The 16,961-nt window shown below is 42.9% G+C and carries 11 protein-coding genes and 1 pseudogene; 4 read left to right on the top strand and 8 right to left on the bottom strand.

Going from position 1 to position 16,961, the window contains the following annotated elements; genetic code table 11:
• Nucleotides 1-117: 117 nt before the first annotated feature.
• The 5 genes from copI to OCV39_RS18335 all read right to left on the bottom strand — a co-directional run bounded on the left by copI (nucleotide 118) and on the right by OCV39_RS18335 (nucleotide 7,547).
• Nucleotides 118-675 (bottom strand): copper-resistant cuproprotein CopI, encoded by a 558-nt coding sequence (gene copI / locus OCV39_RS18355; protein WP_017051893.1) that lies wholly within the window; start codon nucleotides 673-675, stop codon nucleotides 118-120.
• Nucleotides 676-759: 84 nt separating this feature from the next.
• Nucleotides 760-3,891, bottom strand: a complete 3,132-nt coding sequence (locus tag OCV39_RS18350; protein ID WP_136995301.1) for an efflux RND transporter permease subunit — start codon at nucleotides 3,889-3,891, stop codon at nucleotides 760-762.
• Nucleotides 3,888-5,594, bottom strand: coding sequence for an efflux RND transporter periplasmic adaptor subunit (locus OCV39_RS18345; RefSeq protein WP_261889633.1), 1,707 nt, complete (start codon nucleotides 5,592-5,594; stop codon nucleotides 3,888-3,890). The genes OCV39_RS18350 and OCV39_RS18345 overlap by 4 nt, the downstream gene beginning before the upstream one ends.
• Before the next feature lie 13 nt (nucleotides 5,595-5,607).
• Entirely contained in the window at nucleotides 5,608-6,993 is a 1,386-nt protein-coding gene (locus tag OCV39_RS18340) for a TolC family protein (RefSeq protein ID WP_390903255.1), read from the bottom strand.
• 89 nt (nucleotides 6,994-7,082) lie between these two features.
• Nucleotides 7,083-7,547, bottom strand: a complete 465-nt coding sequence (locus OCV39_RS18335) for a hypothetical protein (RefSeq protein WP_171757399.1) — start codon at nucleotides 7,545-7,547, stop codon at nucleotides 7,083-7,085.
• A 91-nt stretch (nucleotides 7,548-7,638) separates the two neighbouring features.
• Here OCV39_RS18335 and OCV39_RS18330 point away from each other — a divergent pair, with 91 nt between their 5' ends.
• Nucleotides 7,639-7,881, top strand: coding sequence for a DUF6363 domain-containing protein (locus tag OCV39_RS18330; RefSeq protein ID WP_315973073.1), 243 nt, complete (start codon nucleotides 7,639-7,641; stop codon nucleotides 7,879-7,881).
• A gap of 178 nt (nucleotides 7,882-8,059) precedes the next feature.
• On the opposite strand, the gene OCV39_RS18325 is transcribed toward OCV39_RS18330, so the two are convergent.
• Nucleotides 8,060-9,253, bottom strand: coding sequence for an acetate/propionate family kinase (locus tag OCV39_RS18325; protein WP_261889632.1), 1,194 nt, complete (start codon nucleotides 9,251-9,253; stop codon nucleotides 8,060-8,062).
• A gap of 318 nt (nucleotides 9,254-9,571) precedes the next feature.
• On the opposite strand from OCV39_RS18325, the gene OCV39_RS18320 reads away from it, so the two are divergent.
• Nucleotides 9,572-11,185, top strand: a complete 1,614-nt coding sequence (locus OCV39_RS18320; protein WP_315973069.1) for a putative bifunctional diguanylate cyclase/phosphodiesterase — start codon at nucleotides 9,572-9,574, stop codon at nucleotides 11,183-11,185.
• Between the two features lie 67 nt (nucleotides 11,186-11,252).
• On the opposite strand, the pseudogene OCV39_RS18315 reads toward OCV39_RS18320, so the two are convergent.
• Nucleotides 11,253-13,282, bottom strand: a pseudogene (locus OCV39_RS18315) (DEAD/DEAH box helicase).
• A gap of 317 nt (nucleotides 13,283-13,599) precedes the next feature.
• Between OCV39_RS18315 and rnb the strand changes: the two are divergent.
• Together rnb and OCV39_RS18305 are read left to right on the top strand one after the other, a co-directional pair.
• On the top strand, nucleotides 13,600-15,597 hold the full coding sequence (gene rnb, locus OCV39_RS18310) for an exoribonuclease II (RefSeq protein ID WP_261889630.1): 1,998 nt from the start codon (nucleotides 13,600-13,602) through the stop codon (nucleotides 15,595-15,597).
• Nucleotides 15,598-15,713: 116 nt separating this feature from the next.
• Complete coding sequence (locus tag OCV39_RS18305) at nucleotides 15,714-16,520, top strand: AraC family transcriptional regulator (protein WP_261889629.1); 807 nt, start codon at nucleotides 15,714-15,716, stop codon at nucleotides 16,518-16,520.
• A gap of 11 nt (nucleotides 16,521-16,531) precedes the next feature.
• On the opposite strand, the gene OCV39_RS18300 is transcribed toward OCV39_RS18305, so the two are convergent.
• Nucleotides 16,532-16,882, bottom strand: coding sequence for a DUF3024 domain-containing protein (locus tag OCV39_RS18300; protein ID WP_261889628.1), 351 nt, complete (start codon nucleotides 16,880-16,882; stop codon nucleotides 16,532-16,534).
• Nucleotides 16,883-16,961: the final 79 nt, after the last annotated feature.

Raw genomic sequence — 16,961 nt, 5'->3', positions numbered from 1 at the left:
ATATTGATCTCAAGGCGAATTGATAGTGTTCTGGTGCGCAGAAAAAATGAGTGAGCATGAATACCAAATGCTCACTCATTTGTTAAGAATAAAAGGCAGAACGTGCTGCCTTCGATATTAAAGTAGCGTTATCTTTTTCACCATCCCTTGCTCTGCATGTTCAGGAATATTACATGCAAATTCAACATTGCTATCCCCATGAAAGTGCCAGAGTAACTGTTTTGCTTTGCCAGGTTTGACTGTAACGGTACTGCCCGAATCATGGTTATGATGCGGCATAGACTTCATCATCTTACGATGTGCTAACTGCTCTTTCGCTGAACCAATCGAAAATTCATGATCTTGCTTACCAAGGTTCATCACAACAAACTGAACCACATCATTTGGTTGTATCTTCACCTCTTTCTTAAACTTAATCGTCATATCATCGTTGAGTAGAACATGAACAACTTTGTCTGGTTTTGCTCCTTTTGCTGGCATACCCACTTCTGACATACCTTCCATATTCATCATCGAATGGTCCATCTTGCTGTGGTTCATCTCGGTACTGTTCACTTTGGTACTGTTCATTTCTTCGTGGTTCATGGCTCCGTGATCCATTGTAGAGTGGTCAGTATCAGCCAATGCGTATGTTGTTGTGATCGTAAGCAGTGCTGCTAGTAGAGTCTTTTTCATGCGATTTTCCTTAATAAGTCATCTAATCTTTTTGATTTTCTATGTAGAGAGGGGCAGAAACCAATGGCTTCTACCCACTTAGCTTTAATCGTTTACCTTGCTCAGTTCTCGTTGCTTCCAAAGCTTAAAGATGGCTGGGAGTACCAGTAAAGTAAGCAGTAACGCTGATGCCATACCGCCAATCATAGGAGCCGCAATACGCTGCATCACCTCAGAGCCCGTACCTTCACCATACATAATTGGAATAAGGCCAATAATGACGGTGAGTACCGTCATCATGACCGGACGCACTCGAAGTCCTGCCCCCTCTCGAATCGAATGAGTTAGGTCTCTCTCTTGTAGTGTTAAACCTTTTTCTTTTGCATCGAGTTTGGTGTAATGCCAAGCTTGGTTGAGGTACACCAGCATAATGACTCCAATTTCTACCGCGACACCTGCAAGCGCAATGAAACCCACACCAACAGCAATAGAGAAGTTGTAGCCAAGGTAGTGCATTAGCCACAACCCTCCAACCATCGCTAGTGGCAACGTGAGCATGATGATCATCACTTCACCGACTCGTCTAAAACTCAGGTAAAGGAGTAGCATAATGATAGCGATGGTGATTGGCACAACGACACCTAAGCGCTCCTTTGCTCGCTCCATGTATTCGTATTGACCTGACCAAGCAATTGAATAGCCCGCAGGTAAATCAAGCTGATCACCCACCGTTTTCCGCGCATCTTCTACGTAAGAACCAAGGTCTCGACCATCAATATCCACAAACACCCAACCATTAGGGCGAGCATTCTCTGTCTTTATCATCGGAGGGCCATCTTCATAGCGAATATCGGCTACGTCTGCCAAGGCTATACGCGCACCATTTGGTGTAATCAGGGGTAAATTTTGCAGTTTTTCAACCGAATCACGATATTCTTGCGGGTAGCGAACATTAATTGGGTATCGCTCAAGACCTTCAATCGTTTCACCCACGTTCATACCACCGACTGCGGTCGAAACAACTTGTTGGATCTCTTTAATGCTCAGCCCATAACGAGCCGCAGCTCGGCGGTTTATGTCAATCGTGACATAACGGCCACCAGCAACACGCTCTGCATAAACCGATGCAGTGCCTGTAATGCTATTCAATATGGGCTCTAGCTCAGACCCAATCTGCTCAATGATTTTAAGATCAGGTCCCGCAATCTTGATACCGATTGGCGTTTTAATGCCAGTCGCAAGCATGTCGATCCGGGTTTTAATTGGCATTACCCAAGCATTGGTTAAACCTGGAAACTGAACTAAATCATCAAACTCTTTACGTAAAGACTCTGAAGTCACCCCGTCTCGCCATTGGCCTTTTGGTTTCAGTTGAATAACAGTCTCAATCATGGTCAGTGGGGCTGGATCGGTTGCGGTTTCAGCGCGACCTATCTTGCCCCATGCAGTCTTCACCTCTGGTACTGTCATAATCAGCTTATTTGTTTGCTGAAGTAGTTCTCTCGCTTTACCAATCGATATACCTGGGTATGTGGTTGGCATGTACATAAGATCGCCCTCATCTAGCGGTGGAATAAACTCACTGCCGAGTTGGGTGGTTGGGTAATAAGCTGAGCCCATCAGCGCAAGCGCAAGTAGGATCATGCTCTTTGGATACTTAAGGCTAAGGCTAAGTAGCGGTTTATACAGAGCTATCAGCCCTTTATTGATTGGGTTCTTATGCTCTGACAATATGTTTCCTCGAATGAAATAACCCATCAATACAGGAACTAAGGTAATCGCCAATCCCGCAGAAGCCGCCATTGCATAAGTCTTAGTAAATGCCAGTGGTGAGAACATTTTTCCTTCTTGGCCTTCCAAAGCAAATACGGGTACAAAGCTTAACGTAATGATCAGCAAAGAAAAAAATAGTGGAGCCCCTACCTCTTGAGCCGCATCACCTATCACTTGCCAACGGTTCTTATCGTTCAGTGGCGTTCGTTCGATATGCTTGTGAACATTCTCGATCATTACAATAGCCCCATCTACCATGGCACCAATGGCAATTGCAATACCGCCTAAAGACATGATGTTGGCATTGATACCTTGCCAATGCATGACGATGAACGCCGAAAGGATACCAACAGGCAAACTCAAAGCGATGACCAATGATGAGCGGATGTGGAATAAGAACAACGCACATACAATCGCAACCACCATGAATTCCTCTGCTAACTTTTTCCAAAGGTTCTCAACGGCAGCATCAATTAATGTGGAGCGGTCGTAAGTCGGAACAATTTCGACGCCTTCAGGTAAACTTCGTTGAAGTTCGGACAGCTTTGCCTTTACCTTAGTAATCACTTCACTGGCATTTTCACCAAATCGCATAACAATCACACCACCAGTAGCTTCTCCCTCGCCATTGAGTTCTGAAATACCACGTCTTATTTGCGGTCCAAAGTTGATATCAGCAATATCACCCAGTAACAAAGCTGTACCTTGTTGAGTGACTTTTAACGGCAGCGCTTCAATATCTTCAATGCTAGACAAATAACCCGTAGTGCGTACCATGTGTTCCGCTTCAGCCACCTCAACAACAGAAGCTCCACTCTCTTGGTTGCCATTTTGAATAGCCATATTGACTTGTTGTAAAGTCAGGTCATAAGCGCGTAATTTAGCCGGGTCGATTTGCACTTGGTACTGCTTAACCATGCCACCAACCGTTGCCACCTCTGACACACCTTCAACCGTTTGAAGCTCATACTTTAAGAACCAATCTTGCAAGCTACGGAGTTCCGCAAGGTCATGCTGTCCCGTTTTGTCTTGTAACACATAGCTGTATACCCAACCGACACCTGTCGCATCGGGACCCAAGGTTGGTTTTGCACTTGGCGGAAGCTTTGGTGCCACTTGGCTTAGATATTCAAGAACACGAGATCTTGCCCAATACATATCAGTATCATCGTTGAAGATAATGTAGACGTAAGAATCTCCAAAAAATGAGTATCCACGCACCGTCTCGGCACCAGGTACAGCAAGCATCGCAGTCGTCAGCGGATAGGTGACTTGGTCTTCAACAACCTGAGGAGCCTGCCCCGGATAGCTTGTTTTTATGATCACTTGAACATCAGAAAGATCGGGGATCGCATCGACAGGAGTATTCTTTACGCTGTATAACCCGCCCAAAATAAGTGCGATTGTTGCCACCAGAACCAGAAATCGGTTACTGATAGACCAACGAATGATGGCATTTATCATTGTTCACCCTCGCTTATTTCTAGTCCTTTCAATAGATACTCTGAACCTTGATTTTCAACTAAAAAACGAACGCTTTGACCTTCTTCAAAATCAACTAAATTCACCTCATCTCCAACAGAGAAGTTCATCTCTCCAGCGTCCCAATCCCATTCTGGTACTGGTTGATGATTAAGGGTTATCATGCCGAAATCAGCCATCAGCATGGTAATGTCACCGTTAATCCAAACTTCAGAAGCCATTAAAGATTCACTGATCTTGTAATCGACTATTTCATACTGACCCGATGCGGCCTTTTGCATCTCAAACTCCAAATGCTGCCCTGCAACAAATGAATCAAACGCTACGCTATCTGCTACGTTAAAGTTCATCACCATTCCGGGCCAGTCCCAATCAGGTACAGGTTGATGATTGATAGTAAGCATGCGATGACCCGCCATCACATCGGTGATTGTCCCTTTTGCCCAAGCCGTTTCAGCAGGAATTTTCACACCATTGATGCGTGATAATTCCGCAGACTGACTAGACTCTGAATCCAGCATGAAGTGTGCAGAGGTAACGATGCTGTCCCCCGCAGCTAAGCCTTGTAAGACTTCTATTTTGTCCGACGCTTCTCTTCCCACTTCGATTCGTACAGATCGATACTTGCCATCCCCTTCCGCTAACACCACTCGGGCCATGCCGCCAGACCGAATAACAGATGAACGAGGAATCGTTAAGACTGCATCGCTAGTAACCGGTTTTAGGACCACGTTTGCAAACATATTGGGTTTTAGCTTACCTTCTGAATTACTAAAGCGCAGACGTACACGTAAAGTACGAGTGCTTGGATCTAAGATCGGGTAGACATAATCCACTTCCCCACTCCACTCACCTCCAGGTAATGCATCAAGGTTCATTGACGCTTGGCTGCCCTGCTTAATCCAATGGGATTGACGCTCGAAAACTTCCGCGTTGACCCACACTTCATCCAATGGCCCAGCACTAATGACGGCTTGTGCCGGAGAAAGATAACCCCCTTCTCGAATGTTCAAGCTTGCTATAACACCATCGGCAGGTGCTTTTACCTCAATGGTTTGAGAAGCTTCCCCCTTACGAACTATCGACTTAATTTGGTTCCAGTCCACACCTAACGTAATTAAGCGCTCTGTCGCTCCTTTAACCATGCCTTTTCGGTTTGTTTTGTATGCACTGATAAGCTCTTCTTGGGCTTTAACCAATTCAGGCGAGTAGAGTGTAAATAGCACTTCACCCTGTTTTACTCTCTCACCTACCGCATTAATAAAGAGCTTCTCTACCCAACCAGATACACGAACATTGGTTTGCCATAATTGACTGTCATCAAAAGCGATATAACCCACCGTTTCGATACGAGGGGCTAATACTTCACGCTGGACTCTTGCCGTCTTAACACCGAGGTTATTCTCAACCGCAGGATCAATCCTCACTGTTCCTGGTTTATCATTCTCACCATTAAGGGCCTCTGCATATACTGGTATAAGGTCCATCCCCATCGGTGACTTACCAGGCTTATCTCGTCTGTAATTTGGATCCATCGGAGCTGCCCAATATAACGGTTCATCACTACCAGTAACGTCTTCTGAACTCGCCATTTTGTCGTTCATTCCTGAGTGAAAGAGGCTTGCGCCGTAACCTAATACGCCACCAATGAGTAACGCCATGCTTGCAACTTTAATCGTTTTCATTTTCGTTCCCTTTTTATTCTTCTAGATATTGGGTATTTGGCGTGCTGACTTGGTACTCGAAAGCACCAAGTAAAGAAGCAAGCTTGCTGCTGGTTTGATTAAAATCGGTAACTAAGCGACTCAGCTCGATCTTCAAGGCTAATTCATCAGTCGAAGCTGTAATCACATCACCAAACTGAGTTGTATTATTTTGATAACCTCGCTCAACAGCTTCGATTCGATCGGTGACTTGTGGCAATAGGCGGTCTTGATAACGCTTGATTCGCTCCTCTAAATTCACTCTATCGGTCACGAGTGCATTGACTTGTGCGTTCAACTGAGCGAGAAGAGTATCCTTCTGATATTGGGCAGCCCCAACTTGATACTGAGCTGAGGAAAGGTTCTTATCTTGTCGATTACCGGTGAACAAAGGGATGTCCATCGTGATATAGGCGCTAAGTAAATCAGAAGCGGGATCGCCCATCATGTTGTAAGCTTGGCGATAGGCATACATCACTTCCACACCAAATTGAGGACGATAAGCCTGTTCCGCAACCTCAACTTGAGTACGAATTGCCGAGATATTTGCGTCTGCCATTCGAGCCATTGGGTGGCCATTAAGCAAAGCGTAATACTGATTATTAGTAGGATGAGCCTTTAAGGTTGAACTCAAACGTTGCCAATTTAACTGGAAGCTCGCTTGCTTTGACGTTTCTGCACTCAGCCAATCCGCTCCTAACCATTCTGAAAGTTGGGCCATCACTCTGGCTTGCATTTGCTGATTTGAGTGAAGTTTTTCATCAAGCTTGCTCACCTGGAGCTGGGTATTCAGTAGGTCTTGAGCTTCGCTTTTTCCAATAGAATAGTTGGTTTGGACATACTGCTCCATCTCTGCCATCAGACTTCGAGTCTCTTTAACCAAAACTTCAACATGCTGGAGGTAACCAAGCTCTAACCACAGCTGCGTGACATTATTTGCCACATCACGTTCACGTACTTGGATTTGATAAGCGGCACCGTCAGCCTGCTGATTGGCTTTACGTTGTTTGAGTTCGAGAGTCGACCCGCGTTCAAACTGCTGCATCAACCCAACTGAGATATTGGTCATTGGATCATCATCAAACTTAAACGATTCAACAGGCAAACCACCAAATCCGACTTTAAGTTTTGGATCCATTAAGGTAGCACTGGCAATGCCTGATGCTCGAATGGCTTGTGACTGCGCTGCATATTGCGACCGACTGGGATCATTAGCCAATGCCGTCTCAATCAGCCAATTGAGTTGCTTAGTTGATGCAACTTTAGATGGCGAAACCGTTTGTGTTGCCGCATTAGAAATAGCCGGAATTGCAGATACAGCAACGACGATCGTTAAGCAGCAGGTTTTAGGTAAACCTAATCTATAAAATTCAATATTCACTATGTTATCCACGATATAGTGTTATGGATACCCCAAGTAACCAAGCAAAGTAATGGTTAGACTTGAGAGCTAAATGTACTGATATTGAATTAAGCGGAAGGTGGGCGGAGCAAGCCTTGGATACGCGTCACTTTATCACCAATCTTGAAAGTATGGTGTAGTGCCAGAGATGATGACACGATTTTAACGCCATAAGACGGATCGATGGGATAAGACACACTCGAACAGACCGACACACAGCAATCATCAACATTCGATTCTGAATCTCCGCAATGCATCATGGTTGAAGATGCTTCTGCACCTGCATCAACTGTCGGAGTATTGCTACTCATCGAATGACAATTTGTTTTAATCGGATTGGTGTGATGATTGGTTGAGGTAGTTTCGGTACTTGTTCGCGTTTGAGCATGGTGCGTAGGTTGAACAAGCGTGGTCATCGCTTGGCTTTTCATATCACTCATCGTCATGACTGGCGCACTCGACACATAGTTAGACATCAGCATCGCAAAGATACTGAACATCGTGATCCATATGTGTTTAAGTGAGTGTTTCATATCATACCTATCAGAGTAATGATTGGATTTTAAACATTCCCCCTAGGGTAAGGTCAATGCTTTATCACAAATTACTCAATAGAAAGTCTCGATTGCCATAAATGAAAGGCAACCTCATCTCGCTGAAGCAATGATCAACCGAGCCGACCATTACAACCAAACCTTAGCGTTTATTAATAACCCACCTCAAGATTGCACCATTAATGTTATAACTCCAGATGATAACTTTGCTGTAGGAAGATTAACGACAAATAACAACAAACTTGAAGCTGGGTATCAGATGGGTCTAAGGGCGGCTAAAAATGCATCCATTTCAGCTTTAGGGATAAATTGAGTAATTCGGTAGCCATCGCTCAGATGATTGAGAATGAGATCATTGATGGGAAACTTATACCGATACGATAATGACGCATTTGGTCAAAAAACGTCTAGCGCTATCATTATGTACTTGAACGTCCAAAACAAAAAAGCGAGCACTAGGCTCGCTTTTCACTATTATTTTTTAAGCTCTATTACAGCAATTCAATCGATTGTTGAGCAATCACGAATTCTTCGTTGGTTGGAATCACCATTGCGACAGCACCTAGCATCTCAGACTTGCCGACGATACCAGCCGCACCGAATCGAGCCGCTTCGTTGCCTTTCTCATCTTCTGTAAAGCCTAGTAATTTAAGGCTATTAAGAATTTCACGACGAATTGGCAGTGAGTTCTCACCAATGCCACCTGTGAAGATGATGCCATCAATAGAATCCAAAGCGACCATGTAAGAAGCAATGTATTTTGCTACACGGTAAGTGAATACTTGGAATGCAAGCTTAGCGCCTTCATGGCCTTCTTCCATCGCTTCAAGAATGCCACGAGCGTCACTTGTTAAGCCAGACACGCCTAAGAAACCTGATTTCTTGTTCAATGCTTCAAAGACTTTCTCTTGAGACCAGCCTTTCTTCATCAAGTACTCAATGATGCCTGGGTCTAAATCACCGCAGCGAGTTCCCATCATTAGACCAGACAGAGGAGTGAAGCCCATGCTGGTATCAACACTTTGACCATCTTTAATTGCACAAACAGAAGCACCATTACCTAGGTGAACAGAAACAAAGCTGCTCTCTTCAACTGGTTTATTAAGCATTTTTGCTGCTTCACGGCTTACGTAGTAGTGGCTAGTACCGTGGAAACCGTAACGACGAATACCGAAATCTGTGTAAAGCTCTTTCGCAATAGCACCAGTGTACGCTTTTGCAGGCATAGTTTGGTGGAAAGCAGTATCAAACACAGCAAACTGAGGGAGCTCTGGGAATGCAGCCATAGAAGCACGCATACCAATTGCATGAGCAAGGTTATGTAGAGGGGCTAAATCACTTAGAGCTTCTACGTCTGCAACAATAGACTCATCTAAACGAACGGTTTTAGTAAACTTCTCACCGCCGTGAACCACTCGGTGGCCTACAGCAACAACATCTTCAATTAATTTGTACTCTTTTACTAACTCAACTAATTTTGCGACTGCAAGTTGATGGTGATTCTCTGTGCCTTGAATAGCGAAATCAAATTTTTCACCTTGGAATTTCCAGTTCATGCGAGCATCTTCTAGCCCGAAACACTCACCAAGTCCACTTAATACAGCATCACCCGAAGCTGAATCAATAACGGCAAATTTCAGAGACGAACTACCTGAGTTTATAACCAGAACAAACGAATTAGACATTTGTATATGCACCCTGTTTTAGACTGAATTGTGAAGCAATTGCTTCATGTTTGTATGAATCCATTATTCAATAATTTTTGAATCTTTCAACTTTCTTTTAGAAGGAATAGCATGCGAAACGCTTTTTTGTTGATCTAGGACAGTTTTTGATTTTATTCGAGCTTAAAAATATAATTAACCTGATTCATATAGTTGAATCTTGCAGATTTTTTTGAATTCCCCACCTAAACTAATGTTGCAACTAACAACTTTATAACAAGATTAAATTTTAACGAAAAATGGCTGCTAATCTGCTTTTAATTAGGATGGAGTATAACTTTGCCCTTTTTTTCTATGTTACTGGTTACTATTGGGATCGCTCTTTTGATTTGGGCACTAACACCTGCACAACAGATAAAAGAGACCACCAATCAACATGGTTGGAATCTACTCTGTAATTTGATCAGAGCATTTATCATTGGCTACTCTCTGTTCTTGTACAGTTTACTAAATCAAGCTCCCACCCTACTCATCACCGGACTTTCACTTATTCTTTTCGGCGGCAGCATTTTTGTAGTGATGGTCATCCACTTCAGTTCGACAACGATCAAAGAACTTGATTCTTTAGTCGAGCGCGAGCGATTTAATGCACTACACGATTCTCTGACCTCTTTGCCAAATCGACAATACTGCATGGAAACAATTAATAGGAAGATTAAAGTACAAACAGGGTTTACCACGTTACTGCTCGATGTGGTCAACTTTAAACAAGTGAACGATGCGATGGGACATGCTTGTGGCGATAGGTTACTGATTAAAATAGGCCAACGAATTTCTGAACTACTTTCTGATGATGATTTCATGGCAAGGATAGGTGGAGATGAATTTGTCCTTGTGATCAATAAAATGTCACACAATGAAATTTTAACTTTAATCAATTTAATTGATATGAATTTGCGTCGCCCTTTCAGTATTGATGGTTTTGAAATCGCCTCAAGTGCGGTATTTGGGGCAAGCCAATATCCTAAAGATGGCGAGACTCCAGATACTCTCATCAATCATGCAGACATCGCAATGTACCATGCAAAACAGGCAGGAAAACTACTTTCAAACTACACAGCCGAAATGAGCCATGGCGCTAAACGTAAGCTGCAGATCGCCAGCCAATTGCAGCTTGCTTTAGATCATGATGAGTTCGTTCTATTTTACCAGCCAATCATTTCAACAGAAACTGGACTAGTAGCCAGTTACGAAGCCTTAATCCGTTGGAATCAACCTAATGGCGAACAAATAAATTCTTCAGTTTTTATTCATATTGCAGAACAAAGTAACAAGATCACTCAAATTACCCAGTGGGTATTAAAGCAAGTTGAATTAGATATTATCAAATTTCAAAATCAAGGGCTGTATTACCCAGTTCATGTCAATTTATCGGGTAAAGACGTACTAGGTAATACAATCACCAAACTATTAACCGACCTTGTTCAACGTACACCAACGATTGCCCAATATTTGGTTTTAGAAATAACGGAGAGTACGGCAATAAGTAAAATGGCGAATTTAGAACTTATTATTTCTCAAATAAAAGAACTTGGTTTTAGCATTAGCCTAGATGATTTTGGCACAGGCTATTCATCACTTTCACTACTAAAAGATTTACCCATCGATCAAATTAAAATAGATCGCTCCTTTATACAAAAGATCATAACAAATAAACGTAACCAGTCTATCGTTGTTAATACGATTGCACTTGCTCATGGTCTTGGTTACAGCGTGGTTGCTGAAGGGATAGAACATCCAGATACCTTACATTTACTGACCGCATTCAAATGCGACTATATTCAAGGACACTACTATTCCGCAGCACTATCCATTCAAGATGCGATTAACTGGTCACAACAGCACAATGCGGAATATGGCAAAACCTTATCGACCGCAGTAAAAAGCAATTAATTGAAAGCCCTTCTTTTAAATACAAAAAAACCGAGCACTAGGCTCGGTTTTTCTTACTCAGGTTAAATTAACCTTCGTTATTGCGGCGACCGCGGTGACCAGCACCACCATTGCCTGAATTTCCATGACCACGTTCGCCACGGTAGTTACCACGGTTGTCACCACCACGGTTACGGTCAAAACGGCGTTCGCCATCACGAGAAGAAGAACCACCTTCACGGTTTCCACGGTAGCCGCCGCCTTCACGGTTTCCGCCATTACCACCTTCACGATTACCACGGTAACCGCCACCATCACGACGTTGACCACCGCCATCGCGACGTTGACCGCCATCACGGCGAGGAGGACGACTGAAGTCAGTGAAATCTACAACAACTGCACCCACATCTTTTTGACGGATGCGTAGTTTGCGTAGTTTACCAGCAGTGTCAGAGTTCATTGCTTTAGGAAGCTGAACGTAAGTTTGACCTTGGTCTAGCTTGATAGCACCGATAGAACCTTTAGTTAAGCCAAGTTCGTTTGCTAATGCGCCAACGATATCTTTAACTTGAACGCCTTGCTCACGGCCAACTTGTAATTGGTAAGTATCCCAATCAGCAGTGTTGCCACCGAAATCACGACCACCTTCACGTCCGCCATCACGGCTATCACGTGGATTGTCACGACGCTCTTTACGACGGTTTTTATCACGCTCGATTGCAGCAATCATCGGATCTGGGCCAGTGTAGAACAATGGCTGTTTACCTTGTTGACGCTTAAGAAGCATTGCAGCAAGTGTTGTTGAATCAATTTCAAGAGACGCTTGTAGTTTCTCTACTAGTTCAACAAAGTTTACTAGTGCAGTGCTTTCTTTATCAGCTTCAAGCTCAGTACCTAGCTTAGCAAGACGAGACGCTGCAACTGCATCACGTTCTGGAAGTTGAATCTCTTCCATTTGTGATTTAGTAACACGTTCGATAGTGCGAAGCATACGAATTTGGTTTGTGCGAACAAGAAGAATCGCTTTACCTTTACGTCCAGCACGGCCAGTACGACCAATACGGTGGATGTAAGATTCAACATCGAATGGAATATCGTAGTTGAATACGTGAGTAATACGCGGAACATCAAGACCACGAGCTACAACGTCAGTTGCAACTAGGATATCGATAACACCTTTTTTGATATGATCAACAGTGCGCTCACGTAGAGACTGAGGAATATCACCGTGTAGTGCTGCAGCTTTAAAACCACGAGCAGATAACCAATCCGCTAGACGTTCAGTATCTTGACGAGTACGAACGAATACGATTGATGCATCAGTTTCTTCAGTTTCAAGAAGACGAGCCATTGCTTCATCTTTCTCTACGCCTTTCACTACCCAGTAGTTTTGCGCCACTTTATCAACAGTGTGGTTTGTACCAGCAACGTCAACACGAGCTGGGTTACGTAGGTAACGGTCAACAATAGTTTTAACCATTGGAGGCATAGTTGCAGAGAATAGTACGCGTTGTGCTGATTCTGGAGCTTGCTCTAAAATCCAAGTAACGTCATCAACGAAACCCATTTTTAGCATTTCATCTGCTTCATCAAGAACAAATGTATGCGCTTCATCTAGGTGTAGACGGTCACGAGTTAGTAAGTCTTTAACACGACCTGGAGTACCAACAACAATGTGAGCACCGCGGCTTAGAGCACGCATTTGGTCAACAATTGAAGCACCACCGTAGATTTCAAGAACTTTAAGACCTTTAATGTCACGGCCAAGGTTTTTGATTTCTGCAGCAACTTGAATCGCTAGCTCACGAGTAGGAGCCATGATGATTGCTTGTGGTTTGTGTTGGTTAAGATTAATTTTGTTCAGGATTGGTAAAGAGAATGCAGCTGTTTTACCAGTACCTGTTTGTGCTTTACCTAACGCATCACGGCCTTCTAGAAGAAGAGGAATAGCAGCCGCTTGGATTGGTGTAGGAGAAACGAAACCCATGCTGTTTAGAGCTGAAAGGACATTTTCGTTAAGAGCTAATTCATTAAATTGAATTACAGATTCGGACATTGGGATCCCACTATATAAATTAAAACAAAAGGTCCCAGGTGCTCTACCAATTCAATACTGATCCAATCAGATACTGATTCCGTTCAGTTGCGAAACAGTAATAAAAACGCATCAAGCCATTAGGGACGTCTAAGGGAGGCGGATTATTCCTTAAACGCATAAAAAAAGCCAGAAAAAATTGAAATACATCACAATTTTTTCTCATTAACGAATAAAGTGATCATCTATTCGACATATTTAGTCGAATATTTAGACACCAGCCTAGCTTTGTATGAAATCTAAGTTCTACTTTATTCATCTCCCAAGCTTGCTTTAAGTAGTAATCATTCCTCGCAATGATTATAGTGTGCTTAATCACATTCGTTTGAAAAAAGACAGTATGTTTCAAGATAATCCTCTATTAGCTCAGCTAAAGCAGCAAATCCAAGAGACCCTTCCTAAAAAAGAGGGGACAATTAAAGCAACAGAAAAAGGTTTCGGCTTTTTAGAAGTCGACAGCAAAACAAGCTTTTTTATTCCGCCGCCATATATGAAAAAGTGTACTCATGGCGACAAAGTTGTTGCGATCATTCGTACCGAGAAAGAGCGTGAAGTTGCAGAGCCTGAAGAACTAATAGAGCAAGGGCTGACACGTTTCATTGCTCGCGTGAAACTATTCAAAGGGCGTTTAAACTTAATTCCAGATCACCCTCAGCTGAAAAAGCTTCAATTAAAAGCAAAAGCAAAGAAAGGGCTGAATCCTGAACTATTGAAAGAAGGCGACTGGGTCGTTGCTCACCTTATTCATCACCCTTTAAAGGGAAACGATAACTTCCTAGCTGAAATTTCAGAAAAAATCACAGATGCGGATGATAAAATCGCACCATGGTGGGTCACTCTTGCACAGAATGATCTTCCAAATAGCGAGCCTGAAGGTATCGACAACTGGCAAGTCAATGATGATGCCGATCTAGAACGCGTTGACCTCACCGATTTGCCTTTAGTGACCATCGATGGTGCTTCTACTAAAGATATGGATGATGCGCTATACGCAAAGAAAACAGAATCTGGCGATTTTGAACTGACTATTGCGATCGCCGATCCAACCGCCTATATATCACCAGAAGATGAGATGGATAAAGTTGCCCGTGAACGCGGCTTCACTATCTACTTACCTGGTCGTAATATCCCGATGTTACCGCGCGATCTTGCTGATGACTTATGTTCACTGATCGAGAACGAAGTTCGCCCTGCCCTCTGTTGTACCGTCACAGTAAGCAAAGATGGCGTTATCGGTGACGATATCAAATTCTTCGCTGCGAACATCAAATCTCATGCTCGTCTTGTATATGATCATGTATCGAACTGGCTTGAAAACGGGAAATCAGAGGAATGGCAACCTGAAGAGCAAATCGCTACCGTTGTTAAAGATCTTTATGATTTCTCACTTGCACGTGCAGATTGGCGTAAGAACAATGCTGTCGTATTCCCAGATCGCCCGGATTACCGCTTTGAATTGAGTGAAGACAACGATGTGATTGCGATTCATGCCGATATGCGCCGCTCTGCAAATCGATTAGTTGAAGAGTCGATGATCACCGCTAATATTTGTGCGGGGACTATCCTTAAGAACACTTTTGGCAATGGCGTATTTAACACTCATGCTGGTTTCAAGCCGGAAAAGCTAAAGGATGTATTAGAGCTAGTCAATCCTCAATCTGAAGACGCATACACAGAAGAATCAATAACAACATTAGAAGGATTTGCAAGCTTACGTCGTTGGTTAGGCACGTTAGACACCAACTATTACGATAACCGTATCCGTAAGTACCAAGCATACAGTGAAATTGGCAATCAACCTCTTCCTCACTATGCCATGGGCCTAGACATTTACGCGACGTGGACATCACCAATACGTAAATATGGTGACATGATCAACCATCGAATGTTGAAAGCGCACATTCTAGGTAAAGACCCAATACAGACGGCAGATGAGTCGGTGGGTGAAGAGCTAGCGTTGCACCGTCGCCACCATAATATGGCAGAGCGAAATGTCGGTGATTGGCTATATGCACGTACTTTATGTGCTGAGCCAGCTAAGGAAACGCGTTTCAAAGCAGAGATTTTTGACATTAACCGAGCAGGCATGAGAATCCGCCTAATCGAAAATGGAGCCGCAGCTTTCATACCTGGCTCTCTTATTATTGATAATAAAGAAAGAATTAGCTGTAATAGTGACGACGGTACTATTTGTATTGATAAAGAAGTGGTATATAGAACAGGTGACGAATTAGAAGTTGTTTTAACAGAAGTCAACCTAGAGAATAGAAACCTGGTCGCAAAACCAACTCAAGTTTTTGCAGAGCAGCCCTCAGAGACTGATGAAACTAAAACATAATTAATTCAACCTCTTAGATAGGCGCTCACATTATGAGCGCCTTTTTTTGTCACAATTAAACGCAAAATCTGTTTTATATTGACAATCGCGGCTTAGGTCTGCATTTGAGGTAATCAATGCCCATCATCGATATCATAAAGTTATCAAATTTAGAACAAAGGAAAACGGAGCGTTACCCAGCGCCCAGAAATGGCATTTTTATCGTCAGACAAGGAACAATGCATTTTAGCTACCCAAACGGGAAGAAGGGGAAACTTGAGGCTGGGGAATTTGTGCTATACAGCTCGGGGGAGTTTTATAGTGCGAATAAAGAGATAAATGGAGACAACTTCGTCGCAGAATCAATCAATTTTGATATCAGTCTATTTCAAGAATTTAGGCAACATTATGATGATATCAACTTTATCTCTAACTCTAATAAACTGTACAAGTTCGATCAATCCGACACCAAAATTTTTAAACTACTCACTTTTTTGATCGATACTCACAACAGTGCTTCATTTAATCGCTTTGCTCAATCACATATCGCGTTTGCACTTCTCGCGATGATGTTAGAAAAGTATCCATCACTATTTAGTACTGTGGTCACGGCTTCAGAGCTTACTGTCACCCAGAAGGTCATCAACTACATAGACAACAATATAGAGAATGATATCTCACTTGACTCTCTCGCTTTGCATATTGGAATGTCAACGGCCACATTAAAACGCAGGCTCGCAGCCGAAGAGCTTTCGTTTTCAAATCTACTCAAAATAAAGAGAATTAATCACGCCTCTAATCAGCTAAGAAACTGTTCAAAATCAATCACTCAAATTGCGTATGATTCTGGTTTTAAAAGTGCAGCCCACTTTAGTACTGTATTCAAGAGTTTACAAGAATGCACACCAAAAGAGTTTAGGGCAAAATCAACCGTAGAAGCCTAACCATACACGACTTACCAAATGTAAGCTTTAGGATCCCTTTCTATCTCTTTCAACACTGCCACCAAGTCAGTACTTGAAGGCAAATAGGGATAAGGGATCCATATCAGTCTCTCTCCACTATGCTGTGGAACGAAAATAGACCACCTTCGGGTTTGGTTATCAAATTCAATTTTGGCAACAGGGCTTATATATTCACAATGGCTAGAGTCGAGTAAATAATGAGCTTTAGAGAACTGTACTCCATTATCACATGTTTCAAATAGAGACTTTCCTAACTCCACAGGATGATTACTATTACGCTCATGACAGAGTTGTGTCGCACTTCGTTCGAGGCGATGCATATCCATCTCAATAACTGCCATTCAAACCTCCTTAGGCAATAAAACATTTCTTAAAGCGGTGAATAAGAACCCAAGTAGACCTCCCTAGCACAAGTCTAGG

Source organism: Vibrio cortegadensis, from assembly GCF_024347395.1.
Taxonomy (GTDB): domain Bacteria; phylum Pseudomonadota; class Gammaproteobacteria; order Enterobacterales; family Vibrionaceae; genus Vibrio; species Vibrio cortegadensis.
Note: the sequence above shows the minus strand (reverse complement) of the source record. Positions and strands in the feature narration are given on the sequence as shown.